The organism is Pseudomonas sp. S3_G06 (assembly GCF_054667565.1).
The window spans coordinates 5,592,313-5,617,764 of record NZ_CP162738.1; the positions used below are offsets into that span (position 1 = coordinate 5,592,313).

The 25,452-nt window shown below is 60.3% G+C and carries 22 protein-coding genes, 2 pseudogenes and 1 riboswitch; of the genes and pseudogenes, 11 read left to right on the forward strand and 13 right to left on the reverse strand.

The window, feature by feature from the left end; all coding sequences use genetic code 11:
- Positions 1-5: 5 nt before the first annotated feature.
- The 4 genes from AB4N47_RS24995 to ahcY form a co-directional block, all read right to left on the reverse strand.
- Positions 6-1,868: a DEAD/DEAH box helicase gene (locus tag AB4N47_RS24995; RefSeq protein WP_016772767.1), complete on the reverse strand. Its 1,863-nt coding sequence runs from the start codon at positions 1,866-1,868 to the stop codon at positions 6-8.
- A 221-nt stretch (positions 1,869-2,089) separates the two neighbouring features.
- Positions 2,090-2,902: a substrate-binding periplasmic protein gene (locus tag AB4N47_RS25000; RefSeq protein ID WP_341638095.1), complete on the reverse strand. Its 813-nt coding sequence runs from the start codon at positions 2,900-2,902 to the stop codon at positions 2,090-2,092.
- 191 nt (positions 2,903-3,093) lie between these two features.
- Positions 3,094-3,939, reverse strand: coding sequence for a methylenetetrahydrofolate reductase [NAD(P)H] (metF, locus tag AB4N47_RS25005; RefSeq protein ID WP_341638094.1), 846 nt, complete (start codon positions 3,937-3,939; stop codon positions 3,094-3,096).
- 187 nt (positions 3,940-4,126) lie between these two features.
- Positions 4,127-5,536: an adenosylhomocysteinase gene (ahcY, locus tag AB4N47_RS25010; protein ID WP_016772771.1), complete on the reverse strand. Its 1,410-nt coding sequence runs from the start codon at positions 5,534-5,536 to the stop codon at positions 4,127-4,129.
- A gap of 23 nt (positions 5,537-5,559) precedes the next feature.
- A riboswitch (S-adenosyl-L-homocysteine riboswitch) is annotated at positions 5,560-5,658 on the reverse strand.
- 190 nt (positions 5,659-5,848) lie between these two features.
- Here ahcY and AB4N47_RS25015 point away from each other — a divergent pair.
- Both AB4N47_RS25015 and AB4N47_RS25020 read left to right on the forward strand, forming a co-directional pair.
- Entirely contained in the window at positions 5,849-6,253 is a 405-nt protein-coding gene (locus AB4N47_RS25015) for an acyl-CoA thioesterase (protein ID WP_016772772.1), read from the forward strand.
- A gap of 176 nt (positions 6,254-6,429) precedes the next feature.
- Positions 6,430-7,317 carry a formate/nitrite transporter family protein gene (locus tag AB4N47_RS25020; protein WP_016772773.1) on the forward strand — a complete coding sequence of 296 codons (888 nt, stop codon included), beginning with the start codon at positions 6,430-6,432 and terminating at the stop codon, positions 7,315-7,317.
- Here the strand turns inward: AB4N47_RS25020 and AB4N47_RS25025 are convergent, their stop codons facing one another.
- Positions 7,318-8,583: a cation:proton antiporter gene (locus AB4N47_RS25025; RefSeq protein ID WP_024014630.1), complete on the reverse strand. Its 1,266-nt coding sequence runs from the start codon at positions 8,581-8,583 to the stop codon at positions 7,318-7,320.
- A gap of 250 nt (positions 8,584-8,833) precedes the next feature.
- Positions 8,834-10,003, reverse strand: a complete 1,170-nt coding sequence (locus tag AB4N47_RS25030) for an MFS transporter (protein ID WP_341638093.1) — start codon at positions 10,001-10,003, stop codon at positions 8,834-8,836.
- Between the two features lie 330 nt (positions 10,004-10,333).
- Between AB4N47_RS25030 and AB4N47_RS25035 the strand changes: the two genes are divergently transcribed.
- Positions 10,334-10,717 carry an MAPEG family protein gene (locus AB4N47_RS25035; protein ID WP_039757593.1) on the forward strand — a complete coding sequence of 128 codons (384 nt, stop codon included), beginning with the start codon at positions 10,334-10,336 and terminating at the stop codon, positions 10,715-10,717.
- A gap of 90 nt (positions 10,718-10,807) precedes the next feature.
- Here the strand turns inward: AB4N47_RS25035 and mltA are convergent, their stop codons facing one another.
- Positions 10,808-11,980, reverse strand: coding sequence for a murein transglycosylase A (gene mltA, locus AB4N47_RS25040; protein ID WP_341638092.1), 1,173 nt, complete (start codon positions 11,978-11,980; stop codon positions 10,808-10,810).
- A gap of 128 nt (positions 11,981-12,108) precedes the next feature.
- Here mltA and AB4N47_RS25045 point away from each other — a divergent pair, with 128 nt between their 5' ends.
- Complete coding sequence (locus AB4N47_RS25045) at positions 12,109-12,558, forward strand: c-type cytochrome (RefSeq protein WP_095181353.1); 450 nt, start codon at positions 12,109-12,111, stop codon at positions 12,556-12,558.
- A 182-nt stretch (positions 12,559-12,740) separates the two neighbouring features.
- Here the strand turns inward: AB4N47_RS25045 and AB4N47_RS25050 are convergent, their stop codons facing one another.
- The 4 genes from AB4N47_RS25050 to AB4N47_RS25065 all read right to left on the reverse strand — a co-directional run bounded on the left by AB4N47_RS25050 (position 12,741) and on the right by AB4N47_RS25065 (position 17,338).
- A complete protein-coding gene (locus AB4N47_RS25050) occupies positions 12,741-13,136 on the reverse strand; it encodes a DUF1090 domain-containing protein (protein WP_341638091.1) in 396 nt (131 codons plus the stop codon).
- Between the two features lie 97 nt (positions 13,137-13,233).
- Positions 13,234-14,898, reverse strand: coding sequence for an NAD-dependent DNA ligase LigB (ligB, locus tag AB4N47_RS25055; protein ID WP_341638090.1), 1,665 nt, complete (start codon positions 14,896-14,898; stop codon positions 13,234-13,236).
- A gap of 235 nt (positions 14,899-15,133) precedes the next feature.
- On the reverse strand, positions 15,134-16,324 hold the full coding sequence (gene metK / locus AB4N47_RS25060; protein WP_024014624.1) for a methionine adenosyltransferase: 1,191 nt from the start codon (positions 16,322-16,324) through the stop codon (positions 15,134-15,136).
- A gap of 18 nt (positions 16,325-16,342) precedes the next feature.
- Positions 16,343-17,338 (reverse strand): ArsR/SmtB family transcription factor, encoded by a 996-nt coding sequence (locus AB4N47_RS25065; RefSeq protein WP_341638089.1) that lies wholly within the window; start codon positions 17,336-17,338, stop codon positions 16,343-16,345.
- 259 nt (positions 17,339-17,597) lie between these two features.
- On the opposite strand from AB4N47_RS25065, the gene tkt reads away from it, so the two are divergent.
- The 6 genes from tkt (at position 17,598) to fba (ending at position 23,938) form a co-directional block, all read left to right on the forward strand.
- The gene (gene tkt, locus AB4N47_RS25070; protein WP_341638088.1) at positions 17,598-19,595 is read left to right on the forward strand and encodes a transketolase; all 1,998 of its coding nucleotides are present in this window, start codon (positions 17,598-17,600) and stop codon (positions 19,593-19,595) included.
- 151 nt (positions 19,596-19,746) lie between these two features.
- Positions 19,747-20,799, forward strand: a complete 1,053-nt coding sequence (epd, locus tag AB4N47_RS25075; RefSeq protein WP_341638087.1) for an erythrose-4-phosphate dehydrogenase — start codon at positions 19,747-19,749, stop codon at positions 20,797-20,799.
- A gap of 12 nt (positions 20,800-20,811) precedes the next feature.
- Positions 20,812-21,975, forward strand: a complete 1,164-nt coding sequence (locus AB4N47_RS25080) for a phosphoglycerate kinase (RefSeq protein WP_016772785.1) — start codon at positions 20,812-20,814, stop codon at positions 21,973-21,975.
- 34 nt (positions 21,976-22,009) lie between these two features.
- A complete protein-coding gene (locus AB4N47_RS25085) occupies positions 22,010-22,231 on the forward strand; it encodes a hypothetical protein (RefSeq protein ID WP_016772786.1) in 222 nt (73 codons plus the stop codon).
- Positions 22,232-22,288: 57 nt separating this feature from the next.
- Positions 22,289-22,621, forward strand: coding sequence for an MliC family protein (locus AB4N47_RS25090; protein WP_341638086.1), 333 nt, complete (start codon positions 22,289-22,291; stop codon positions 22,619-22,621).
- 252 nt (positions 22,622-22,873) lie between these two features.
- On the forward strand, positions 22,874-23,938 hold the full coding sequence (gene fba / locus AB4N47_RS25095) for a class II fructose-bisphosphate aldolase (RefSeq protein WP_008081027.1): 1,065 nt from the start codon (positions 22,874-22,876) through the stop codon (positions 23,936-23,938).
- A gap of 157 nt (positions 23,939-24,095) precedes the next feature.
- Here fba and AB4N47_RS25100 read toward each other — a convergent pair whose 3' ends face one another.
- A complete protein-coding gene (locus AB4N47_RS25100) occupies positions 24,096-24,443 on the reverse strand; it encodes a hypothetical protein (protein WP_341638085.1) in 348 nt (115 codons plus the stop codon).
- Between the two features lie 183 nt (positions 24,444-24,626).
- On the opposite strand from AB4N47_RS25100, the pseudogene AB4N47_RS25105 reads away from it, so the two are divergent.
- Positions 24,627-24,869: pseudogene (locus tag AB4N47_RS25105) on the forward strand (fructose-1,6-bisphosphate aldolase); the annotation flags it as partial.
- A gap of 86 nt (positions 24,870-24,955) precedes the next feature.
- Here the strand turns inward: AB4N47_RS25105 and AB4N47_RS25110 are convergent.
- A pseudogene (locus tag AB4N47_RS25110) lies at positions 24,956-25,091 on the reverse strand (transcriptional regulator); the annotation flags it as partial.
- Positions 25,092-25,452 lie beyond the last annotated feature (361 nt).

A 25,452-nucleotide genomic window follows, 5' to 3' on the forward strand; every position in this document is an offset into this window, starting at 1 on the left:
GAAACTCAGCGATTGCGGGTCAGCAGTGCTGGTTTCTCGCCACGCGGGCGGCTTGGCAGTTGATCGAGCTGCTCGGGCGTCGGGAAGCGGTCGGCTTTCGATTCCTTGTGCATGATCTTCGGGCCGTTGCTGCGCGGATTCTGCACGGCCGGTTCGCTGCGAGGCTGATCGTCACGGGCCGGGCGGCGGTTGCGTGGCGCGGATTCGTCACGACGACCCTGACCGTCACGCGGAGCGCCATTGCGCGGGCCGCTGCGTTTGGCCGGTGGCGTGCCGGTGCTCGAACCGTTGCTGTTGCGCGGACCGTTCTGGCGACCCTGAGGCTGACCACCGCGTGGTGCGCCTGCGCCTTGCGCCGGGGCGCCCGGACGACGACCACGGCCGCCGGCAGGAGCGGCCTTCGGTACGTAGTCAACGCGGTTACCGAAGTTATCGATATCGTCGTCGAGGAACTCGTCCGGGGCACGGTCAGCCGCTGCACGCGGAGGCTGGCTCGGGCGCTGTTCGCGGCTCGGCGTGCCTTCGCGCGGTTTCTGCTGACGGGCAGGGCGCTCGCCACGTTCACCGGCCGGCTTTTCCTTGCCCTTGTCTTTGCCTTTGTCCTTGCGACCGCCGCCACCGCCGCCGCCATTCGGGCCGTCGCCACGGGGGCCACGGGAATTGCGCGGGTTGCGGATGTCCGGACGCTCGCGGGCTTCCGGCTTCTCGGCTTCGATGGTGCTGGAGTCGAAGCCCATCAGATCGCCGTCGGCAATCTTCTGCTTGGTCATGCGCTCGATGCTTTTCAGCAGCTTCTCTTCGTCTGGCGCGACCAGCGAGATCGCCTCGCCGGAACGACCGGCACGGCCGGTACGGCCGATACGGTGCACATAGTCTTCATCGACGTTCGGCAGCTCGAAGTTGACCACGTGCGGCAACTGGTCGATGTCCAGACCACGGGCGGCGATGTCGGTGGCAACCAGAATGCGTACTTCGCCGGCCTTGAAGTCGGCCAGGGCCTTGGTGCGGGCGTTCTGGCTCTTGTTACCGTGGATCGCCACCGCCGGCAGGCCGTGTTTGTCCAGGTATTCAGCGAGACGGTTGGCGCCGTGCTTGGTGCGGGTGAAGACCAGTACCTGTTCCCACGCGCCGGCGGTGATCAGGTGTGCCAGCAGCGCACGTTTGTGGCTGGCGGGCAGGCGGAACACGCGTTGTTCGATGCGCTCGACCGTGGTGTTCGGCGGCGTCACTTCGATGCGTTCCGGATTGTGCAGCAGTTTGCCGGCGAGGTCGGTGATGTCTTTGGAGAACGTTGCCGAGAACAGCAGGTTCTGACGCTTGGCCGGCAGACGTGCGAGGACTTTCTTCACGTCGTGGACAAAACCCATGTCGAGCATGCGGTCGGCTTCGTCGAGAACGAGAATTTCCACGTGGGACAGATCGACGCTGCCCTGGCCGGCGAGGTCGAGCAAGCGACCCGGGCAGGCGACGAGAACGTCGACGCCACGGGACATGGCCTGGACCTGCGGGTTCATGCCAACGCCGCCGAAGATGCAGGCGCTGACGAATTTCAGGTCACGGGCGTAGATCTTGAAGCTCTCGTGCACCTGGGCCGCGAGTTCGCGGGTCGGGGTCAGGACCAGCACGCGCGGTTGGCGCGGGCCGTGACGCTGGGATTTGTCCGGGTGACCGTTGGGGAACAACCGCTCCAGAATCGGGAGGGCGAAACCGCCGGTTTTACCGGTACCTGTCTGAGCCGCCACCATCAGGTCGCGACCTTGCAACACGGCGGGAATGGCCCGCTGTTGCACCGGAGTAGGCTCGGTATAGCCCGCATCTTCGATGGCACGGACTAAAGCCTCGGAGAGACCGAGGGAAGCAAAGGACATGAGTAATCCTGTTTTAGTTAGGGCTTGGCCCAATGGGAGTCTTGCCTGGCGCGAATCACGTTTAAGAGGACGCAATCCCGTCCGGTCCAGCGGCGGTTCCGAAGGCACGTCAGGAGCGCTCGCGCGGGCTGGAAGCTGCGCTGTAGCGGGTCGAGAGGCCTGTTACGGTTCCGGGCGTCCGGGCGTGAGCCTGGCGGGAACGCCGGAGTATAACAGAGCAATCACTGCGCGCTGCTTTCCTGCTGCTCAACGGTTTTGCCGCCGGCCGTGGCCGAACGCAGTGACGCGCTATCAACGGGCGCAGCACCGTAACGCGCGCTGAGCTCGGCGTAGGCCGGTTCGCGCTTGAAACGCTTGAGCTCGGCGCCGAAACGCTGCACCAGCAAATCCATACCGGCATTGCGCCGAACTGCAAGAAACTGGCTCTGACGACTGATAATCGTCGGGTTTTCCGTGATCAGATCGCGAATATTCAGCTCATCGAGCAAATGCTGACCGACGCGGCGATCGGTAATCAGCAGGTCGATCCGCCCGCGCACCAGTTTGCCGAAATTGGCTTCATGGGTCGGTGCCGGCTCACGAACAAACAGGTCCGACTGGCTGAAGTCAGGGCTGTACAGATAACCCGGCGAGGTGCCGATGGTCAGGCCTTTGAGTTGTTCGAGGCTGTTGAATGGATGCGGCCGGTCGTTGGCGTAGAACATCACGAATTCGACATCGGACAGCGGTTCGCTGGGGTAGAGCAGGGTGGCGTCGCGTTCGGCGCTGTGAAAGATGTCCAGCGCACCGTCGGCCTGGCCGGTCTCGAGCATCGACAGGCAGCGCTTCCACGGCAGGAACTGCCATTCCACTTCAATGCCCAGACGCTGGAACACGATGGCGGTGGTTTCGTAGTCAAGACCGAGGTTCTTGCCACCCTGTTCGTAGACGTACGGCGCCCACGGCTCGGTGACAATACGCAACTTCTCGCCCCGAGCGGCGAAGCTCAGGCAAGCAAAAACCAGCACGGCGAATAACTGCGTGATCAAAGGCATGGCTGGAGATTACGACGAGAAACCCGAAAGAGCCAGAAAGTGCCTGCACAAGCTCTGTTTCGCGGGCTTAAAAGCAAAAGATCGCAGCCTTCGGCAGCTCCTACAGGGTACGAAATTCCAATGTGGGAGCTGCCGAAGGCTGCGATCTCTTGCTCTTGCTTGTAGCTTTCAGCTCGAAACTTGCAGCTGCTTCACCGCGGCAACTTCAGGTTATTCCAGATCGCCAGGCTAGGTTCGGCCTGGTTCATCGAGTAGAAGTGCAGCCCCGGTGCGCCGCCCTGCAGCAGGCGTTCGCACATTTCGCTGACGACTTGTTCGCCAAAGCTTTGAATGCTTCGCGTGTCATCGCCGTAGGCTTCCAGTTGCTTGCGGATCCAGCGCGGAATTTCCGCACCGCAGGCATCGGAGAAGCGTGCGAGTTTGCTGTAGTTGGTGATCGGCATGATCCCCGGCACGATCGGCAGATCCACGCCCAGCGCCTGCAAACGGTCGACGAAGTAGAAGTAGCTGTCGGCGTTGAAGAAGTACTGGGTGATCGCGCTGTCGGCACCGGCCTTTGCCTTGCGCACGAAGTTGGCGAGATCGTCTTCGTAGTTGCGCGCTTGCGGATGCATCTCCGGGTAAGCGGCGACTTCGATGTGGAAATGATCGGCGGTTTCTTCACGAATGAATTCCACCAGTTCATTGGCGTGACGCAGCTCACCGCTGGTCATGCCCATGCCGGACGGCAGGTCGCCACGCAGGGCAACGATGCGCTTGATGCCGGCAGTCTTGTATTCGTTCAGCAGGCCGCGCAGGTCGTCCTTGCTGTCACCGACGCACGACAGGTGCGGAGCGGCGGGAACTTTGACTTCGCGTTCCAGCTGCAACACGGTGTTGAGCGTGCGATCACGGGTCGAACCCCCAGCGCCGTAGGTGCAGGAAAAGAAATCAGGGTTGTAAGTGGCCAACTGACGGGCAGTGGCAAGCAGCTTTTCTTGCCCGGCATCGGTCTTGGTCGGGAAAAACTCGAAGCTGTAGCGACGGTCTTGGGACATTGGAGGGGACCTCCAGCTGCAAGCTGCAAGCTTCAAGCTGCAAGACCAGCGGAGGTGCGCTGATCTCTTGTGCTTGAAGCTTGTGGCCTGACGCTGTTTTGAAATAGTGGCAGAGACTCAAGCTACGTACGACAAACTCGGCTTTTGACCTTACTTGCAGCTTGTAGCTTGAAACTCCCAGCTGCTCTTAGTACCGGTAGGCGTGCGGCTTGAACGGGCCTTCGACGGTGACGCCGATGTAGTCAGCCTGTTGCTTGGTCAGTTGGGTGACCACGCCGCCGAAGCCGCGAACCATTTCCAGGGCCACTTCTTCGTCGAGTTTCTTCGGCAGTACTTCAACGGTCAGACGCTCGGCTTTCTGCGCTGGCGACAGGTCGGCGTATTTCTGGCCGAACAGGAAGATCTGTGCCAGAACCTGGTTGGCGAACGAACCGTCCATGATGCGGCTCGGGTGACCGGTGGCGTTGCCCAGGTTCACCAGACGGCCTTCGGCCAGCAGGATCAGGTAGTCGTCGTTCTGTGGGTCGAAGCTGCCAGCGCCGGTGCGGTGAACCTTGTGCACCTGTGGCTTCACTTCTTCCCATGCCCAGTTCTTGCGCATGAAAGCGGTGTCGATTTCGTTGTCGAAGTGACCGATGTTGCAGACAACGGCGCGCTTCTTCAGGGCTTTGAGCATGTTCGCGTCGCAAACATTGACGTTACCGGTGGTGGTCACGATCAGGTCGATCTTGCCCAGCAGCGCTTTGTCGATGCTCGCTTCGGAACCGTCGTTGATACCGTCGATGAACGGCGATACCAGTTCGAAACCGTCCATGCAGGCCTGCATGGCGCAGATCGGGTCGACTTCGGAAACCTTGACGATCATGCCTTCCTGACGCAGGGACTGGGCCGAGCCCTTGCCCACGTCACCGTAACCGATGACCAGCGCTTGCTTGCCGGACAGCAGGTGGTCGGTGCCGCGCTTGATCGCATCGTTCAGGCTGTGACGGCAGCCGTACTTGTTGTCGTTCTTGGACTTGGTCACCGAGTCGTTGACGTTGATCGCCGGGATCTTCAGCTCGCCCTTGGCCAGCATGTCCAGCAGACGGTGTACGCCAGTGGTGGTTTCTTCGGTCACGCCGTGAACGCGATCAAGCACTTGCGGGTATTTCTTGTGCAGCAGCTCGGTCAGGTCGCCGCCGTCGTCAAGGATCATGTTGGCGTCCCATGGCTGGCCATCCTTGAGGATGGTCTGCTCCAGGCACCACTCGTACTCTTCTTCAGTCTCGCCTTTCCAGGCGAACACCGGAATACCGGCAGCAGCGATTGCGGCAGCGGCCTGATCCTGAGTGGAGAAAATGTTGCAGGACGACCAGCGCACTTCGGCACCCAGGGCAACCAGGGTTTCGATCAGCACGGCAGTCTGAATGGTCATGTGGATGCAGCCGAGGATTTTTGCGCCTTTGAGCGGCTGCTCGGCAGCGTATTTGCGGCGCAGACCCATCAGGGCAGGCATTTCCGATTCGGCGATGATGGTTTCGCGACGGCCCCAGGCAGCCAGGGACATGTCGGCAACTTTGTAATCGGTAAAATCGGCAGGCGTGTTGACAGCGCTCATGAAGAGCCTCCATTCGGAATGTATGCGAATGGGCGCCGTTGTGCGTTTAGTGTCCGGCGCAGGCCGGTCAACGCCCCATCCGAGCCTGACAGGTCGAACCTGCTGCAGCGCCCCTCGGACAGGTGGCGGGAAAACGGCATAGCCGTTCTGAATCGGTGGCGATTATAGCGGTCTTCGCCCGGCTAGTGGCAAGCGGCAAGCTACAAGCGGCAAGTAAAAGCCAATCCGCTTTTACTTGCAGCTTGTAGCTGAAAACTTGAAGCTGGGGGCCAATACCCCTAACGCTCAAACGCCTCGACCCAGGAGCCCCCCATGAATTTCCACACCCGCAAATGGGTTAAACCCGAAGACCTCAACCCCAACGGCACCCTGTTCGGCGGCAGCCTGCTGCGCTGGATCGATGAAGAAGCGGCGATCTACGCCATCGTGCAACTGGGCAACCAGCGTGTGGTGACCAAGTACATCTCGGAAATCAACTTCGTCAGCGCCTCGCGCCAGGGCGACATCATCGAACTGGGCATCACCGCCACCGAATTCGGCCGCACCTCGATCACCCTGACCTGCGAAGTGCGCAACAAGATCACCCGCAAGAGCATCCTGACCGTCGAGAAGATGGTGTTCGTCAACCTCGGCGAAGACGGCCTGCCGGCGCCGCACGGGCGGACCGAGATCAAATATGTGAAAGACCAGTTCAAGGATGACGAAGCTGTTCAATAAGATCGGCGGCGCATTCTTCGCGAGCAGGCTCGCTCCCACAGGTACAGCGTGATCCTTGTGGGAGCGAGCCTGCTCGCGAAAGCGGTTGCCAATTCAGCGGAGATTCGCCTGGCCACTGAACAGCCATGAAGCGCAACGGTCGTAGCTACATCCCCCCCCCTACCGGTTGCCATGCCATGACCACCCCCACCAGCGACAAGACCCCCGACCTCTCGGCCAAGGAGCAGCACGAAGTCGAAAAGAGCCAGCCGCCGCGCGCGGCCGTTCTGCATGAAATCATCCGCACTCAGGGCGATCAGGAACTGGAGCGCAGCATTGCCGCGCTGTGGTGGTCGGCGCTGGCGGCAGGATTGACCATGGGCCTGTCGCTGATGGGCATGGGATTGCTCAATTCGCGCCTGCCCGATGGCGACGAATTCAAGGTGATCGCCAGTTTCGGCTACTGCGCCGGTTTCCTCGCGGTCATCCTCGCGCGCCAGCAACTCTTTACCGAAAACACCCTGACCGCCGTGCTGCCGGTGATGACCAGGCCGACGCTGAAGAATTTCCTGCGCCTGATCCGTCTGTGGACAGTGGTATTGGTCGGCAACCTCTGCGGGACGATTCTGGTGGCGTACGTGATGCTGGAACTGCCGATTTTCGACAGCAAGACCGACGTCGCCTTCCTCGAGATCGGCCGCAAGGTCATGGAACACAGCGCCAGTCAGATGTTCGCCAAGGGCATCGTCTCCGGCTGGATGATCGCCACCATGGTCTGGATGATCCCGTCCATGGAGAGCGCGAAGATGTGGATCATCATCCTCATCACCTACTTCATGGCGCTGGGCGACTTCACCCACATCGTCGTCGGATCGGCGGAAGTGTCGTATCTGGTGTTTGCCGGCGAGTTGCCGTGGAGTGATTTCTGGGCGGTGTTCGCCGGACCTACGCTGGCGGGGAACATCATTGGCGGCAGCTTCATCTTCGCGCTGATCAGCCATGCGCAAATTCGCAGTGAAAGCGGTGCGCCGAAGGAATCTGCGGATCAGGCTGTTAAGCCCGACCCGCAGTCGATCAAGAAATGATCAGTGGTGGGCTGGCTCAGCCACGCTGGCCGGCTCATTACGCGTCGCGTGCTTGACCAGTTTGCCGATGGTCAGGCCCTGCAGCAGGATCGACGACAGCACGACGATATAGGTGATGCTCAGCAGCAGGTCGCGCTCCGGGCCCAGCGGCAGGGCCAGCGCCAGGGCCACCGAAACACCACCGCGCAAACCGCCCCAAGTGAGGATGCGGATGGTGCCGGCCGGCACTGAGCGCCAGCGACGCAGCAGCAGGATCGCCGGCGCCACGGTAAGCAGACGCGACAACAGAATCGCCACCGCCAGCAGACCTGCGGCGGCCATGTGCAGCCAGTTGAACGGCAGCAGCAACAACTCCATGCCGATCAGCGCAAACAGCAGCGCGTTGAGCATGTCATCGAGCAACTCCCAGAAACCGTCCAGATAGCGCCGGGTCATGTCGTTCATTGCCAGGTTGCGCCCGAGGTTGCCGATGATCAGACCGGCGACCACCATCGCGATCGGTGCCGAGACGTGCAACTCGGTGGACATCGCCGAGCCACCGATCACCAGGGCCAGGGTCAGCATCACGGTGATCTGATGCTGCTCGACGCTTTTGATCATCCGATAGACCAGATAACCAATCAGCCCGCCGAACAACACACCGCCAATGGCCTCATGGACGAAGAGCATGGCCGTGGCGCTGACGGTCGGGGTTTCGCCCAGTTGCGCGATGCCCAGCAGCACGGTGAAGACCACCACCGCCGTGCCGTCGTTGAACAGTGATTCGCCGACGATGGTGGTTTTCAGTGGTTTCGAAGCGTTGGCGGTACGCAGTACGCCGAGCACGGCAATCGGGTCGGTCGGTGAGATCAGCGCGCCGAACAACAGGCAGTAGAGGAAGCTCACGTGCCAGCCGAACAGGGCAAAAATGTAGAAGGCCAGGCTGCCGATCACCACGGTGGCGATCAACACGCCGAAGGTGGCCAGCAGGCCGATCGGCCAGCGGTAGCTGCGCAAGTCATTGAGGTTGACGTGCAGGGCGCCGGCGAACAGCAGGAACGAGAGCATCCAGTTCATCAGCAGATCGCCGAAATCGATCTGGCCGATCAGTTGCTGCACGCGGTCTTCGAGGCCGGGAAAGCCGAGGACGCTGAGGCCTTGCAGGAGCAGTGAGAACAGCAGGGCGGTAACCATCACGCCGATGGTCGGCGGCAGGCCGATAAAGCGGAAATTGACGAAGGTCAGGAGGGTGGTGAGGCAGATGAAAGCGGCGACGAGTTCAAGCATCCGGGGTCCTTTGGATGGAGAGTGAATGGAGCGCGACCGGAGGTTGGACGCAGGGGTTTGATGGGCAAACAGCGACATGGGACACACCACAGTTCATTGTGGCGAGGGGATTTATCCCCGCTCGGCGGCGAAGCCGTCGCAATCCGGTTTATCGATTATTCCTGACAAAACCCGATTGAAGGTTCTTGGGGCTGCTGCGCAGCCCAACGGGGATAAATCCCCTCGCCACAGGTGGGCGGTCCCAGAGGTCTCAGCCAGACACATTGACCGCACTCGCCCGCCGACGTTGCAGGTAAATGAACAACAGCGCCGTCAGCACCGTCAGCACGCCGACCAGCGCCCCGGTCCACGGCAGGTCCGCCAGATCCGCGCCGCTGGCAACCACCAGCCCGCCAATCCAGGCACCTGCTGCGTTGCCCAGATTGAACGCGCTCTGGTTCAGCGTCGAACCCAGATTCGGCGCTTCATGCGCCTGATCGATGATCAACAGCTGCAGAATCGGGCACAGCGCAAAGGCGAAAATCCCCCACAGCACCAGGGTAATCGCCGCCGGAATCACCGCGCGGCTGGTCTGGCTGAACGCCGCGAGAATCACCACGACTGCCAGTGCCACGCCGACCAGTGACGGCAGCAAGCGGCTGTCGGCCAAGCGCCCGCCGAGCATGCTGCCCGCTGTCAGGCCGACGCCGAACAACAGCAGCATCACCGTCACGCCGTGGGGGCTGACGCCAGTGATGTCTTGCAGGATCGGTGCGATATACGTGAACACGCTGAACAGGCTGGTCGAGGCCAGCACGCTCATACCCAGCGCCAGCAGCACGTTGGCCTTGCCCAGCACTTTGAATTCGCTGGCGAGGTTGGCTTTGTCCATTGCGATGTGTTTTGGCAGCCACAACCACTGCGCCAGCGCCGCAACAATGCCGATCAGCGACACCGCCCAGAAGGTCGAGCGCCAGCCAGCGTATTGGCCAAGCGCTGTGCCGAGTGGCACGCCGAGCACGTTGGCCAGGGTCAGGCCGGTGAACATCATGGCAATCGCCTGCGCGCGTTTGTTCGGCGCCACCAGGCCGGCGGCAACCACCGAGCCAATGCCGAAAAACGCCCCGTGACACAGCGCCGTAACCACCCGCGCCGCCATCAGCGTCGCGTAGTTGGGTGCCAGCGCGCAGAGCACGTTGCCGAGGATGAACATCAGCGTCATGCCCAGCAATGTCGCTTTGCGCGGCATATTGGCGGTGCCGATCGCCAGGATCGGTGCGCCGAACACCACGCCCAGGGCGTAACCGGTGATCAGCAGCCCGGCGTGAGGAATGCTCACCGCCAGATCGCGGGCGACGTCGGGCAGCAGGCCCATGATGACGAATTCGGTGGTGCCGATGCCGAACGCGGCAACGGCGAGTGCAAGCAAAGCGAGGGGCATGCGCAAGGTCTCTGTCGGTAGTCTTGACGCTTTGATCAGGCATACGCGTGCCAGCGACCGTTTCGAAGAAAGCGGAGCAGGCAGCTTTTATTGGAATTTTTTGGTGTGCAGCTGAGTACGGCGCGGTGGTTGCAGTATAAACAGCTGCTGACACATGGCGAATCAATAATCTGACTAATCGACGGCGCGCTGGAAGTGCCGTGTTATATCCAGCTGAAAGAACCTTTCTGCCGGGCGCGGCTCTTAGCCTGTGGGCAGGTGCTGATCGGCATGCTGGTGATGAATTTCTGATCGCTCGCCAATTTCTCCAATCGAAAAAAGGACGACGTTATGACAGTGGCTCTGTGGTGTGTGTTGATCGCGATTTTCCTGCCGTACGTGTGCACGATCGTGGCGAAGGCCACCGGCGGTTTCCGCCTCAAAGACAATTATGATCCACGGGACTTTCTCGACAGCGTCGATGGCGTCGCCCGTCGCGCCCACGCCGCGCAACTGAACAGCTTTGAAGTAACGCCTGCGTTTGCCGCTGCGGTGATCGTTGCGCATCTGGTCGGCACGGCGCAGCTGGTGACGGTCAATGTGCTGGCCGTGCTGTTTATCACCAGTCGCCTGCTGTACATCATCTGCTACCTGGCTGACTGGGCTGCACTGCGTTCGGTGGTGTGGTTTATCGGGATGGGGCTGATTGCTTCGTTTTTCTTTGTGTCGATCTGAGAGCAGGATCAAAAGATCGCAGCCTGCGGCAGCTCCTACAGAGGAATGCATACTCCTGTAGGAGCTGCCGAAGGCTGCGATCTTTTGCTTTTAGGGTTTGTCAGCTACCTGCGGCACTTGCGGCAACTCTTGTCCTTTAGGCCAGAGCATCCATATCTGCCCCTGCTGCTTCATGTCCCCGGCCAGTTGCCCGGCCGCATCACCCGTGCCCCAGAACAGATCCGCGCGCACCTCACCGGCAATCGCGCCGCCGGTGTCCTGCGCCGCGACCGGGCGCACCAGTGGGGTGCCATCCGGCTTGGTGGTCGACAGCCATAACAGACTGCCCAACGGAATCACCTTGCGATCCACCGCCGCGCTGTAGCCGGCGGTCAGCGGTACGTTCAGCGAGCCGCGTGGCCCTTCGTTGCTGTCGGGGTTGCGGGTGAAGAACACGTAGCTCGGGTTGCTGGCGAGCAGTTCCGGGATGCGCGTCGGGTTGGCCTTGGCCCAGTTGCTGATCGCGGTCATGGTCACGTCTTCTTTCTTCAGCTCGCCTTGCTCGACGAGCCAGCGACCGATCGGTCGGTAAGGGTGGCCGTTTTGATCGGCGTAGGCGATGCGCAGCTGTTTGCCGTCCTCGGTCTGGATCCGGCCCGAGCCCTGAATCTGCAGAAATTGCAGGTTCATTGGATCAGTCAGATACGCAACCACCGGCGCTTTCACGCCTTTGGACTCAATGGTCGCCGCATCGTCGTAAGGCTTGAGCACGCGACCTTCGAGACGGCCGCGCAGGCGCTTGCCTTTCAGTTCCGGATAGATACTGTCGAGCGAGACGATGATCATGTCTTCCGGCACGCCATACACCGGCACGTTTGCTGTCGCGGTCGGCGTCAGGCTGCCGGGGTACACCGGTTCGTAGTAGCCAGTGATCAGACCATTGGGGTTGTCGTTCTCGGCGCGCAGGCCGTAGACATCGAGATTCTGCTTGAGGAATGCACGAATCTCGGCGGCGCTTTGCGGCACATTCACCGCCGCAGCGCAGGTCGGCCCCCAGACTGCGTCGGCTTTGAGTCGTGTGCAGGCGCTGCGCCACGAGCCGAAACCGGCGACCAGATCGCTGTCGGAGACCGCAGGCAACGCTTCCCAGGTCGCGCTGGAATAGGTAGCCAGCGCATGGGTTTTTGGTTTGGCGCTGTCGCCGCCTGTGCAACCGGCGAGGATGGCGAGCAATGGAAGGGTGACGATAAGCGGGTGACGCCAGGCCGTGAAGCGGCTGTTCATGGAGTGATTCCTGTGCCGGTTGGCCGAGTGCTCCATGCGCTCGACCAACCCGTATTTTTAATAGGGCTATTGGTGTTTGGCGGTGAGCCGAGGATACTGGCCGCCGATTTCCGCGACCTGAAGCCACCATGACTCTGAAACCCATTGCTGTTGTATTGCTGGCCTGCCTGACCTTGTCCGCCTGTGGCGGTGTCGACCCGAATTCGCCGCTGGGTCAACGCAAGGCCATCTTCAAGCAGATGCTCAAGACCAGCGAAGACCTCGGCGGCATGTTGCGCGGGCGCATTGCCTTCGACGGGCCGAAATTTGCCGAGGGCGCAGTCAGACTTGATGCGTTGGCCCATGAGCCGTGGAAGCATTTCCCGCAGGTTCGCGAAGAAGATCACACCAGCGCCAAAGATGATGTCTGGCAGAAACAGGCGCGTTTTCAGCAACTGGCCCGCGCCCTCGAAGCGGCTACCGGTGAATTGGTGGTCGCCAGTCAGGTTCAGCCGTACAAGGCCAGCAATCTTGGGCCGGCAGTGCAGAAAGTCGAGGATGCCTGCAGTGCTTGCCATAAAGAGTTTCGCGATCATTGATTCCTGAAGCTGCTGAGTACGTTGTGGCGAGTGAGTACCTTGTGGCGAGGGGATTTATCCCCGATGGGCTGCGAAGCAGCCCCAAACCATACAACCAAGTTTTTTCAGTCGGACCCAACTAGCCGAATGTGCGACGGCTTCGCCGCCGGACGGGGATAAATCCCCTCTACACAGGGCTTTGGTTACTTATCGATCTCCTCCAGCGCTTCCTGCAGTTCCTTGCGCGACTCGGCGAGCTTTTCCTTGCGCTTGTTGATCTTCTCCGGATCGCCTTTCTTCATGGCCTTGTCGAGGTCTGCCTGACGCTGGCTCACCTCATGCTTGGCCTCAAGCACCTTGTTCTCACGTTCCTTTTTCAGCCCGGCGTCAGTGCAGTGTTCGTTCACTTCGCGCAGTGCGGTTTCCAGGCCTGCCTGCTGCTCCAGGTTGCCGCGCGATTTGGCCTGTTCGATCTGATTGATGATGCCCTGCTTCTTGGCAGCGCAACCGGTCAGGCCCGGGCCGTCTTCTTCGGCCATGACCGGGGCGGCCATGACGCCGCAAAGAGTAAGCAGGGCGAGCGGTGCGAGAAATTTCATAAAAGCTCCATGTGCAAAGGCAATCGGGGTGGGAGGGCACTGCGCTGTTGGAGCGTCTGGCCGGCCGTTGGGTTCCCGCCGGGCGGGGATTGCAGGTTCAGAAGCCGTCGATTCCGGCGGCTTTCAGGGTTTCACTCAAAGCCAGTACCTGCGGGTCGCGAAAGAATGCGCTCAGTTGCGCCGCGCGTCCCGGGCCGATGCCGGCTTCTGCCTGCCATTGTTCAGTGTCGCGTTGTGCCAGGGCCTGCCACGAATCGTCCAGTTGTGCCTGTCCGGTCGGCGGCATGCCCAGCGCTTTCAACCATCGAGCGAACGGCTGTTGCCGCGCGCCGTGAAAACTGTCGATCAGACGTGCGCTGCTGCGCTCGCCGAGGCCGGCAATCTTAGCAAGCTCTGACGCATCGAGGGTCAGCCAATCCAGCAGGTGTTTCAGACGGCCTGTTTCCAAAAGTTTCTCCCAGGTGCCGCGACCGACATGCTGCATGGCCAGGCCCTGCTTGCCACTGAGCCAGGTCAGACGCGCGAGAAACTGGCTTTCACAGCCGGTTGTCGGTTGCCAGCAGCTCAGGACGTGGTAATCGCCGGCATCGGGAATGCTGATGTCTGCCCGTTCGCTGGTGCGCAGCACGACACTGTCCAGGCGCGGAATGGTCAGCCCGGCCAGACTGATTGCCACCTGATCGCCGGGGCGGATGTCGAGGCTTTGCCAGCGCTTGAGCGAGCTGACGCTGACCCGTTTGATTTCGCGGTCATCGAGTCTGACCGGCAGCAGTTCCAGCACTGGGGTGATCCGCCCGGTGCGGCCGATCTTGAAATTGACCTTGCGCACCTCGGCCAATGCCTGGGCGAACGGGTATTTCCAGGCAATCGCCCAATAAGGGGCCTTGGCCTGCCAGCGTTCGGCGGGCGGCCGTTGGCTCTGACGCAGTACCACGCCGTCGCTGGCAAAAGGCAGTGGCGAGCGATACCAGTGCTCGCGCCATTTTTGCGCGTCTTCGAATCGGCTGACGGGCTGTGTAAAGGGCTCGGTTGCAGCGAACCCCAATGCCTGGAGTTCGGACAATCTCTCCGGCAGCCGCACAGGACCTTGCGGCCAGTCCCAGACAAACAGCCCGATCCCGGCAGCCTGTTCGGCATCCAGCGATTTGCGCCCCATCAACCCGGCGACGGTGGCGCGGGCATTGACGCTGCCGGACTGTGATTGAACATGTGCGTTCAGGCGCCAATAGAGTTCGCCCTGTGCCAGCAGATCCCGTGGCTGCCTCAACCGTTGCGGAATGGCTGCAATCCTGCGGGCGGAGGCGGTCCAGTCCTGGCCGTTGACCCCGTCACCGCGACTGATCGCCTGCTGCAATATTCCCTGGCGGTAGATCAGCGTGACAGCCACGCCGTCGACCTTGGGCTGCACCCAGACGTTCTGGCGATCGCGCAGCCAGTGGGCGACGTCTTCGGCTTTGTGCAGCTTGTCCAGGCCGGTGTGGGCGATGGGGTGGGTGACCGGGCCGGACGCGGTGCGCAACGGCTGCGGGGATGAGGGTTGGTTGAAACAGGCTTGCCATTCTTTCAGCCGCAGTTGGGACTGGTCATAGAGTTCGTCGCTGATCAATGAGCGGCCTTCGCGGTGATAGGCGTCGTCCCATTGGTCGATCCGGTTTTGCAGGGCGGTGATTTCCTTCTGCGCTTTGGATGCAGTCCAGTCGGGGCAGTTGGCGAGAGTCGGATGGGCAAAAACAATCAGCAGTAAGACAAGCAGCGAGCGCATCGTGAGCATCCTTGCTCAGGGAGAATATTTGAAGGCTAGTCAGGAGTTCGAGGGACGTCGGGCGCGTGTTTTGCGGGGTATTTCGTTACATCAAAGTCAAAAGATCGCAGCCTTCGGCAGCTCCTACAGGAAACGCATTCCAAAGTAGGAGCTGCCGAAGGCTGCGATCTTTTGCTCTTCCATGAAAAAGCCCCGCACGGCACAAACCGTACGGGGCTTTCATGCAGCCAGGGTGTTACAGGCCAGCGGCGGAACGCAGGGCGTCGGCGCGGTCGGTTTTTTCCCAGGTGAACGTGGTGAAGCTGTCTTCGCCAACGGTCTTGGTCTGCGGCGCACGACCGAAGTGGCCGTAGGCTGCGGTTTCCTGGTACATCGGGTGCAGCAGGTCGAGCATGGTGGTGATCGCGTATGGACGCAGGTCGAACACTTCACGCACCAGTTTGATGATCTTGTCATCGCTGATCTTGCCGGTGCCGAAGGTGTTCAGCGAGATCGACGTAGGCTGGGCCACACCGATCGCGTAGGAAACCTGAATCTCGCAACGCTCGGCCAGGCCGGCCGCGACGATGTTCTTGGCCACGTAACGGCCAGCGTAGGCAGCCGAACGGTCAACCTTCGATGGATCCTTGCCGGAGAACGCGCCGCCGCCGTGACGGGCCATGCCGCCGTAGCTGTCGACGATGATCTTGCGGCCGGTCAGACCGCAGTCACCTACCGGGCCGCCAATGATGAACTGGCCGGTCGGGTTGATGTGGAACTGGGTGTCCTTGCTCAGCAGTTCGGCAGGCAGTACGTGCTTGACGATCAGCTCCATCACGCCTTCGCGCAGGTCTTTGTACGACACTTCCGGGTTGTGCTGGGTCGACAGAACAACAGCGTCGATGCCGACAACCTTGCCGCCTTCGTAACGGCAGGTCACTTGCGACTTGGCATCCGGACGCAGCCACGGCAGCAGGCCCGACTTGCGTGCTTCAGCCTGACGCTGCACCAGCTGGTGCGAGAAGGTGATAGGCGCTGGCATCAAAACGTCTGTTTCGTTGCTGGCGTAACCGAACATCAGACCCTGGTCGCCGGCGCCCTGATCTTCAGGCTTGGCTCGGTCAACGCCCTGATTGATGTCAGGGGACTGCTTGCCGATGATGTTCATCACGCCGCAGGTGGCGCCGTCGAAGCCGACTTCGGAGCTGGTGTAGCCGATGTCGCAAATCACGTCACGAACGATCTGCTCCAGGTCGACCCAGGCGCTGGTGGTCACTTCACCGGCAACGATGGCCACGCCGGTCTTGACCAGGGTTTCCACGGCCACGCGAGCGTGTTTGTCCTGGGCAATAATGGCGTCCAGCACCGCATCGGAAATCTGGTCGGCGATTTTGTCCGGATGTCCTTCAGACACGGACTCGGAGGTGAAGAGGGAGTATTCGCTCATCTCGATGTTTTCCTGAATTTACCGATGGTGAGTGTCGCCAGCCGGTCGCTGAAAGTGGCGAACCTGGATCTGGAAACCATTACGTAAGCCTACATAGAGGCTTTCCCCGGGAACGAGTCCCGCAGCGGTGGCCCAACGGGCCAGATCGTCCTGTTCAAACCCCAACCAGAGATCACCGCAGGCCTCCCTGGCCCAACTCTGGTTGTGGCTACATAACTCTGTCACGAGCAGGCTACCGCCCGGTTGCAGCAGATCGGCCATGTGTCTGAGCGCATCGGCCGGAGCGGCGAAATGGTGCAGGACCATGTTCAACACCACGCAATCGGCCGTAAGGCTGGTGCCGTTCAATGCATCGGCCAATTGCAGGCTGACGTTAGCCAGCTGTTCACGTTCACATACCTGGCGCGCCAGTTCGAGCATCGCCGGGCTGTTGTCCAGCGCGGTTACGGTGCCGAAGCGACGGGCCAGTTCCGGCAGAAAAGCACCATCGCCGGGGCCGACTTCAATGGCCGTGGCTGCACCATCGAAGTTCAGTTTGTCGAGCAGGGCCAGCACGCTGTCACGGTACTGCGGCAGGCCTGCGATCAAATCCTGCTGGGCACGGAATTTTTCCGCGACCCGGGCGAAAAAGTCCCGGCTGGCGGCGGCACGCTGGCCGTGAACCTGCTCGATGCGTGCTTGCACTTCATCAGGCAGATCCAGATCGTCGACTTCTTCCAGCAATGCCCCGTGCAGCTTGCCGCCGAGCAATTCGTTGTGGGGCAGGGCGCGACGATAGAAAATCGCGTTGCCCTCACGGCGTGTCGCCACCAGGTCGGCTTGCGCCAGCACCTTGAGGTGGTGGCTCATGCCCGACTGGCCAATGCCGAAAATCTGCGCCAGCTCCAGCACGCCAAACGAATCGTTGGCCAGCGCGCGCAAGACATTCAGCCGCAGCGGATCGCCGCCGGCCTTGCACAAGGCCGCCAGCTCGTCGCAATCGTCATGGCGAATGGAAGGCACGCGTAAGTTCATAGGGCTGGCAGTCTAGAGACGGGGGCAAGGCACCGCAAGGCCAATATCAAAAAGTTTTGATATTGCTCGATAAATGGCACTTCTCAGCGCACGGCAGTCTCTACAAACGAATAGCGGAAAGGTTTCACCAAGCGAAACCTGTGCTATCGATTGGAAAAACGCCTGCCGATGACTATCTGTCATTGCCCCGAGGCGCATGGGTGAGGGAAAATGCCCTCCTTTTTTCCGTTTCAGTCTATTCACACCCAGGAGATCAGCGATGCCTAGCCGTCGTGAGCGTGCCAACGCCATTCGTGCCCTCAGCATGGATGCCGTGCAAAAAGCCAACAGCGGCCATCCCGGTGCCCCTATGGGTATGGCAGATATTGCCGAAGTGCTGTGGCGCGACTACCTCAAGCACAACCCGAGCAACCCGTCGTTCGCTGACCGTGACCGCTTCGTGCTGTCCAACGGCCACGGCTCGATGTTGATCTACTCGCTGCTGCACCTGACCGGCTACGACCTGTCGATCGACGACCTCAAGCAGTTCCGTCAACTGCACAGCCGCACTCCAGGTCACCCGGAATTCGGTTACACCCCGGGCGTCGAAACCACCACCGGCCCGCTGGGTCAGGGTCTGGCCAACGCCGTCGGTTTCGCCTTGGCGGAAAAAGTCATGGGCGCGCAGTTCAACCGTCCCGGCCACAACATCGTTGACCACCACACCTACGTGTTCCTCGGTGATGGCTGCATGATGGAAGGCATTTCCCACGAAGTCGCTTCCCTGGCCGGCACGCTGGGCCTGGGCAAGCTGATTGCCTTCTACGATGACAACGGCATTTCCATCGACGGTGAAGTCGAAGGCTGGTTCACCGATGACACGCCGAAGCGTTTCGAAGCCTACAACTGGCAGGTGATCCGCAACGTCGACGGCCACGATCCGGAAGAGATCAAGACCGCCATCGAAACTGCGCGCAAGAGCGCTCAACCGACGCTGATCTGCTGCAAGACCACCATCGGTTTCGGTTCGCCGAACAAGCAGGGCAAGGAAGATTGCCACGGCGCCCCACTGGGTGACGCAGAAATCGCCCTGACCCGTCAGGCGCTGAACTGGAACCACGGCCCGTTCGAAATCCCGGCCGAGATCTATGCCGAGTGGGACGCCAAAGAAGCTGGTCGCGCGGTTGAAGCCGAGTGGGATCAGCGTTTCGCCGCTTACTCCGCTGCATTCCCGACTGAAGCCAACGAGCTGATCCGTCGTCTGAGCGGCGAACTGCCGGCCGACTTCTCGGAAAAAGCCTCGGCCTACCTCGCCGAAGTCGCGGCAAAGGGCGAAACCATCGCCAGCCGCAAAGCCAGCCAGAACACCCTCAACGCCTTCGGCCCGCTGCTGCCGGAAATGCTCGGCGGTTCGGCTGACCTCGCCGGTTCCAACCTGACCCTGTGGAAAGGCTGCAAAGGCGTCAGCGCTGAAGATGCCAGCGGCAACTACATGTACTACGGCGTGCGCGAGTTCGGCATGACCGCCATCATGAACGGTGTCGCCCTGCACGGCGGTCTGGTGCCTTACGGCGCGACGTTCCTGATGTTCATGGAATACGCACGCAACGCCGTACGTATGTCGGCTTTGATGAAGAAGCGCGTGATCCACGTCTACACCCACGACTCCATCGGTCTGGGCGAAGACGGCCCGACGCACCAGCCGATCGAGCAATTGACCAGCCTGCGCAGCACGCCGAACCTCGACACCTGGCGCCCAGCCGATGCCGTGGAATCGGCAGTGGCCTGGAAAAACGCGCTGGAGCGCAAGGACGGCCCTTCGGCGCTGATCTTCTCGCGGCAGAATCTGCAACATCAGGAACGCGACGCTGGCCAGATTGCCAACATCAGCCGTGGCGGTTATGTGCTCAAGGATTGCGCAGGCGAGCCTGAGCTGATCCTGATCGCCACCGGTTCGGAAGTCGGTCTGGCTGTTCAAGCCTTCGACAAACTGACCGAGCAGGGCCGCAAGGTTCGCGTGGTGTCCATGCCGTGCACCAGCGCGTTCGATGCTCAGGATGCGGAGTACAAGCAGTCGGTGCTGCCGTTGCAGGTCAGCGCGCGTATTGCCATCGAAGCGGCCCACGCCGATTTCTGGTTCAAGTACGTGGGTCTGGAAGGTCGCGTGATCGGCATGACCACCTACGGTGAGTCGGCGCCGGCTTCGGCACTGTTCGAAGAGTTCGGTTTTACCCTGGAAAACATCCTGGGTCAGGCTGAAGAGCTGCTGGAAGACTAAATCTGACAGTTGTGTTGTCCGGGCTGACGCCTTCGCGAGCAGGCTCGCTCCCACAGGGAAATGCATTCCAATGTGGGAGCGAGCCTGCTCGCGAAAGCGTTGGTTCAGGCAACATTGCACTGCATGATTCACCACGGTAATCGAGAACCCCATGCCTCAACCGCGTCCCTACAAAGTTGCACTCAACGGCTACGGCCGCATTGGTCGTTGCGTCTTGCGGGCGTTGTTCGAGCGCGGCGCGAAGGCCGGGTTTGAAATTGTCGCGATCAACGATCTGGCCGACATGGCCAGCATCGAATACCTGACACGCTTCGACTCCACCCACGGCCGTTTTCCAGGCGAAGTGCGGGTTGAAGGCGATTGTCTGCATATCAATGGCGACTGCTTGAAGGTCTTGCGCAGTGCCTCCCCCGAAGGCATCGATTGGGCGTCGCTGGGCGTCGATCTGGTGCTGGAGTGCTCCGGCGCTTACCACACCCGTGCCGATGGCCAGCGGTTTCTCGACGCCGGCGCACCGCGCGTGCTGTTTTCGCAGCCGATGGCCAGCGAAGCGGATGTCGACGCCACCATTGTCTACGGCGTCAATCAGGACTGCCTGACCGGCGACGAACTGCTGGTGTCCAACGCCTCGTGCACCACCAACTGCGGCGTGCCGCTGCTGCGTCTGCTCGATCAGGCGATCGGTCTCGATTACGTGTCGATCACCACGATTCACTCGGCGATGAACGATCAGCCAGTGATCGACGCCTATCACGACGAAGACCTGCGCCGCACGCGGTCGGCGTTTCAGTCGGTGATCCCGGTGTCCACTGGTCTGGCGCGTGGTATCGAGCGCCTGCTGCCGGAACTTGCCGGGCGAATTCAGGCCAAAGCCGTGCGCGTGCCGACAGTCAACGTGTCCTGCCTCGACATCACGATGCAGACCGCCACGGCGACTGACGCCAGTGAGGTCAACCGGATCCTGCGCGAAGCCGCCACCAGCGGCCCGCTCAAAGGCCTGCTGGCCTACACCGAGTTGCCGCACGCCAGCTGTGATTTCAACCATGACCCACATTCGGCCATCGTCGATGCCAGTCAGACCCGTGTTTCCGGCCCCAAACTGGTGAACATACTGGCCTGGTTCGACAACGAATGGGGTTTTGCCAACCGAATGCTGGACGTTGCAGACCACTATCTGCAAACAGCAACTTCAAAAAAACCGTAGGAAGTGCGACCCATGACCGTGTTGAAGATGTCCGACCTCGATCTGCAAGGTAAGCGCGTATTGATCCGCGAAGACCTCAACGTCCCCGTCAAGGACGGTGTTGTCACCAGCGACGCGCGCATCCTGGCTTCGCTGCCGACCATCAAGCTGGCCCTGGAAAAAGGCGCGGCAGTGATGGTCTGCTCGCACCTGGGCCGTCCTACCGAAGGCGAATTCTCCGCCGAGAACAGCCTGAAACCTGTCGCCGACTACCTGAGCAAAGCGCTGGGCCGTGAAGTGCCGCTGGTGGCTGATTACCTCGGTGGTGTTGAAGTCAAGGCTGGCGACATCGTGCTGTTCGAAAACGTGCGCTTCAACAAGGGCGAGAAAAAGAACGCCGACGACCTGGCCCAGCAATACGCGGCCCTGTGCGACGTGTTCGTCATGGATGCTTTCGGTACTGCTCACCGCGCCGAAGGTTCGACCCATGGTGTCGCCAAGTTCGCCAAAGTCGCCGCTGCCGGCCCGTTGCTGGCCGCTGAACTGGACGCACTGGGCAAAGCCCTCGGCGCACCGGCCAAGCCAATGGCGGCCATTGTTGCCGGCTCCAAGGTCTCGACCAAACTCGACGTGCTCAACAGCCTGAGCCAGATCTGCGATCAACTGATCGTCGGCGGCGGCATCGCCAACACCTTCCTCGCTGCCGCCGGCCACCCAGTCGGCAAGTCGCTGTATGAACCGGACCTGCTCGACACCGCCCGTGAAATCGCGGCGAAAGTCAGCGTGCCGTTGCCGGTTGACGTTGTGGTCGCCAAGGAATTTGCCGAAAGCGCTGAAGCGACCGTCAAGTTGATCGCTGACGTCGCGGCAGACGACATGATTCTCGACATCGGCCCACAAACCGCGGCCAACTTCGCCGAGCTGCTGAAGTCGTCGAAAACCATTCTGTGGAACGGCCCGGTCGGCGTGTTCGAGTTCGATCAGTTCGGCAACGGCACCAAAGTGCTGGCCCAGGCCATCGCTGAAAGCTCGGCATTCTCCATCGCGGGCGGTGGCGACACCCTGGCGGCGATCGATAAATATGGCGTGGCTGAGCAAATCTCCTACATTTCCACCGGTGGTGGCGCGTTCCTCGAATTCGTCGAAGGCAAGGTGCTGCCTGCCGTTGAAGTCCTGGAAAGCCGGGCCAAGGCCTGAGGCCGCCCGTTTGGCCAGGCAAAGGAGTGTTCACATGGTCAAGTCGTTAGCGCTGTTGTTGCTGACCGGTACGCTGGCGGCCTGCGGGAGCACCCCGAAGGCTGACGCCACGCCAGCACCGAGCGAACCGCAGAAGGGCTGTTATCAGGCCGACTGGCAGGCCGAAACCAACCCGGTGCTGAACAAGCGCTCGGGTCCGGACGGCCTGGACAAATACGAGACGCAAACCCCGGTCAAGGAACATGGTTGTCCTTGACGGGTCTGACTCTTTAACTCAGGGCTGGCGGCATGCGTCGTCAGTCGAGGAACACGGATGAAAGGCTTGATCGCCGTTGCGGCGTTGGCATTGTTGGGTGGCTGCGCGCAGTTGAACCTGTTTCAGTCGTCCGCCCCGGTGGATAACTGGACGACCTGGACCTGCGACAGCCAGGCCAAGGTGCTGTGGCGGTACGCCGATGCCGGCCAGAAGGAAGTCGATGTGCGACTGGGCGGCGCTGATCAGGTCTATCGCCTGAAAGAAGAGCTGGGCGCCTCGGGCACGCTGTACAGCGATGGCATGCTGGCGTTTCACGTCAAGGGTGACGAAGGCCTGGTGTACTGGGTCGCCACCAATGACCTGATTGGCCGTGGTTGCAAGGCGCAGTAATTGACACGCCACAGTTCTACTGTGGGAGCGAGCCTGCTCGCGAAAGCGGTCTGACAGGCACTGCATCAGCGACTGCAAGATTGCTTTCGCGAGCAGGCTCGCTCCCACAGGGGATCTGTGTAGTTATCAGGAATTTGCTTTACCGAATCACCAGACCGGGCCTCAACCCCCGATCTGCATTAACTTGAATAGCCGCCGCCGCTCCGGCAGGCTGGCACGATCAACGACCCTCAACCGGGAGAGACACACACAATGGCACTTATCAGCATGCGCCAGATGCTGGACCACGCAGCCGAGTTCGGCTACGGCGTTCCAGCCTTCAACGTCAACAACCTTGAGCAGATGCGCGCCATCATGGAAGCCGCTGACAAGACTGACTCCCCGGTGATCGTCCAGGCTTCGGCCGGCGCCCGCAAATACGCCGGCGCGCCATTCCTGCGTCACTTGATCCTGGCGGCGATCGAAGAATTCCCGCACATCCCGGTGTGCATGCACCAGGACCACGGCACCAGCCCTGACGTCTGCCAGCGTTCGATTCAACTGGGCTTCAGCTCGGTGATGATGGACGGCTCGCTGGGCGAAGACGGCAAGACCCCGACCGACTACGACTACAACGTTCGCGTCACCCAGCAGACCGTAGCCATGGCTCACGCCTGCGGCGTTTCGGTAGAAGGCGAGCTGGGTTGCCTGGGTTCGCTGGAAACCGGTATGGCCGGTGAAGAAGACGGCATCGGCGCCGAAGGCGTTCTGGATCACAGCCAGATGCTGACCGACCCGGAAGAAGCCGCTGACTTCGTCAAGCGCACCCAGGTCGACGCCCTGGCCATCGCCATCGGCACCAGCCACGGCGCCTACAAGTTCACCAAGCCACCGACCGGCGACGTGCTGGCCATCGACCGCATCAAAGAGATCCACAAGCGCATCCCCAACACCCACCTGGTGATGCACGGTTCGTCTTCGGTTCCGCAAGAGTGGCTGGCGATCATCAACCAGTACGGCGGCGACATCAAAGAAACCTACGGCGTGCCGGTTGAAGAAATCGTCGAAGGCATCAAGCACGGCGTGCGCAAGGTCAACATCGACACCGACCTGCGCCTGGCCTCCACCGGCGCCATGCGCCGCCTGATGGCGACCAACCCGAGCGAATTTGACCCACGTAAATTCTTCGGCGCCACCGTGACTGCGATGCGTGATGTATGTATCGCGCGTTATGAAGCGTTTGGTACTGCGGGTAATGCTTCGAAGATCAAACCTATCTCGCTGGAGGCGATGTACCAGCGTTATCTGAAGGGTGAGTTGAACGCTAAGGTTAACTGAGCCTGAGCGTTAAACTGCTTTAAAAGAAACCCGCCGTGAGGCGGGTTTTTTGTGGGCGACTATTTCGCCTGACGAAATTGTTATATCAGCGTTATCTGAAGGGTCAGCTAAGTGTAAGGTTAACCGATTCATCCTGTTTCATAGGTAATGAAGGATGTCAGCCTTTTGTGAATTTGATTCCAAATTCTTGGCCTACATACGGTCCGCCGTATTCAACGGTAACTTTACCTTCCAATTTCCTGTCGGTTCCATCGGTTGCTTTCATTTCAATATTGAGAGTGCTTGGGCCATGGTTTAGCTCATCTCTATTTTTGGCATCTGATTTCGCTTGAAGCTTGTAAGTCCAAGTGGACTTTGTGCAGGTGCCAGTGACGACGAAGTCAAGTCCGCAATAGTCCATGTAGCCGTTACTTATGTTGCCAGTTTTCTGGGCTGGATCGTCAAATTTGAGTGTGGCGGGGTGTTCCTCGCTAGCGTTAAATACGAAGCCGTCGTAAGTTTTCATGATATTTACCTTTTGTATTCAAGTATTAAATCAAATAGGTTGTCTTGTATTACGTTGACGAGATTAGGTGGGAACAGGTTGTAGGTAACCTGTTACAAATGACAGTTTTTTATAACGTTTTGTGATATGCAGTAAGAGAATCTGTTAATTTTCATTTAAAAAGGTGGCGGAGTTGTTTAAACAAACATTGCTGCCGACCGGCGCCTGGCATCCACCGGCGCCATGCGCCGCCTGATGGCCACCAACCCGAGCGAATTTGACCCACGTAAATTCTTCGGCGCCACCGTAACCGCATGCGCGATGTATGTATCGCACGTTATGAAGCTTTTGGTACTGCGGGTAATGCTTTTGAAGATCAAACCGATCTCGCTGGAGGCGATGTACCAGCGTTATGTGAAGGGTGAGTTGAACGCTAAGGTCAACTGAACCTGAGTGCTGAGCTGATTAAAAGGAAATCCGCCGAGAGGCGGGTTTTTTCTATTCATGCATTTATTGAGTTTCGGTGCTGAAGATCACTCGAATATGCCTTCTAGCTCATCAAGAGTGGGCATCACAGCAGGAATAACTGTCAGCTCGCAATCCAGCGCTCCCAATAAAAGGGGCATAGGCGATCATGCCGACGGAAAGAGTGCCCTTTTCAATGGCGAAGAATAGTCCATGTTCCGTTACCGTTACCGTTACCGTTACCTTTGCGAGTGAAAGTAGCGTATACGCGACATTTTATCTGTAGCTCCAAACCTGCATGTTTAAAAGCTCGTCCTACAGACGCAGCGTCTGAGATGGAGATTTCCGACATGTTGCGTCGGTTGTTCGTCGGAAGCGCGGTGGATAGGCTCTACGGGTCGCTGCAAATTCAGCGGCCGGGCGTCGCAGTCCGTTCTCTCACTTGGTGCATAATCGCCGCCCCGAATCACAACGCCTCGGTTTTGTTGTTCGGTCGATGGTGGCTGTGCGCGGAATACCCTCGGGTATGCCGGGTTTCCAAGTGATCCGGTCTGCGACCCCGCGT

Coding starts and splice junctions, on each gene's coding strand:
- AB4N47_RS24995 (WP_016772767.1), bottom strand. CDS start 1,868: ATGTCCTTTGCTTCCCTCGGTCTCTCCGAGGCTTTAGTCCGTGCCATC.
- AB4N47_RS25000 (WP_341638095.1), bottom strand. CDS start 2,902: ATGCCTTTGATCACGCAGTTATTCGCCGTGCTGGTTTTTGCTTGCCTG.
- metF (WP_341638094.1), bottom strand. CDS start 3,939: ATGTCCCAAGACCGTCGCTACAGCTTCGAGTTTTTCCCGACCAAGACC.
- ahcY (WP_016772771.1), bottom strand. CDS start 5,536: ATGAGCGCTGTCAACACGCCTGCCGATTTTACCGATTACAAAGTTGCC.
- AB4N47_RS25015 (WP_016772772.1), top strand. CDS start 5,849: ATGAATTTCCACACCCGCAAATGGGTTAAACCCGAAGACCTCAACCCC.
- AB4N47_RS25020 (WP_016772773.1), top strand. CDS start 6,430: ATGACCACCCCCACCAGCGACAAGACCCCCGACCTCTCGGCCAAGGAG.
- AB4N47_RS25025 (WP_024014630.1), bottom strand. CDS start 8,583: ATGCTTGAACTCGTCGCCGCTTTCATCTGCCTCACCACCCTCCTGACC.
- AB4N47_RS25030 (WP_341638093.1), bottom strand. CDS start 10,003: ATGCCCCTCGCTTTGCTTGCACTCGCCGTTGCCGCGTTCGGCATCGGC.
- AB4N47_RS25035 (WP_039757593.1), top strand. CDS start 10,334: ATGACAGTGGCTCTGTGGTGTGTGTTGATCGCGATTTTCCTGCCGTAC.
- mltA (WP_341638092.1), bottom strand. CDS start 11,980: ATGAACAGCCGCTTCACGGCCTGGCGTCACCCGCTTATCGTCACCCTT.
- AB4N47_RS25045 (WP_095181353.1), top strand. CDS start 12,109: ATGACTCTGAAACCCATTGCTGTTGTATTGCTGGCCTGCCTGACCTTG.
- AB4N47_RS25050 (WP_341638091.1), bottom strand. CDS start 13,136: ATGAAATTTCTCGCACCGCTCGCCCTGCTTACTCTTTGCGGCGTCATG.
- ligB (WP_341638090.1), bottom strand. CDS start 14,898: ATGCGCTCGCTGCTTGTCTTACTGCTGATTGTTTTTGCCCATCCGACT.
- metK (WP_024014624.1), bottom strand. CDS start 16,324: ATGAGCGAATACTCCCTCTTCACCTCCGAGTCCGTGTCTGAAGGACAT.
- AB4N47_RS25065 (WP_341638089.1), bottom strand. CDS start 17,338: ATGAACTTACGCGTGCCTTCCATTCGCCATGACGATTGCGACGAGCTG.
- tkt (WP_341638088.1), top strand. CDS start 17,598: ATGCCTAGCCGTCGTGAGCGTGCCAACGCCATTCGTGCCCTCAGCATG.
- epd (WP_341638087.1), top strand. CDS start 19,747: ATGCCTCAACCGCGTCCCTACAAAGTTGCACTCAACGGCTACGGCCGC.
- AB4N47_RS25080 (WP_016772785.1), top strand. CDS start 20,812: ATGACCGTGTTGAAGATGTCCGACCTCGATCTGCAAGGTAAGCGCGTA.
- AB4N47_RS25085 (WP_016772786.1), top strand. CDS start 22,010: ATGGTCAAGTCGTTAGCGCTGTTGTTGCTGACCGGTACGCTGGCGGCC.
- AB4N47_RS25090 (WP_341638086.1), top strand. CDS start 22,289: ATGAAAGGCTTGATCGCCGTTGCGGCGTTGGCATTGTTGGGTGGCTGC.
- fba (WP_008081027.1), top strand. CDS start 22,874: ATGGCACTTATCAGCATGCGCCAGATGCTGGACCACGCAGCCGAGTTC.
- AB4N47_RS25100 (WP_341638085.1), bottom strand. CDS start 24,443: ATGAAAACTTACGACGGCTTCGTATTTAACGCTAGCGAGGAACACCCC.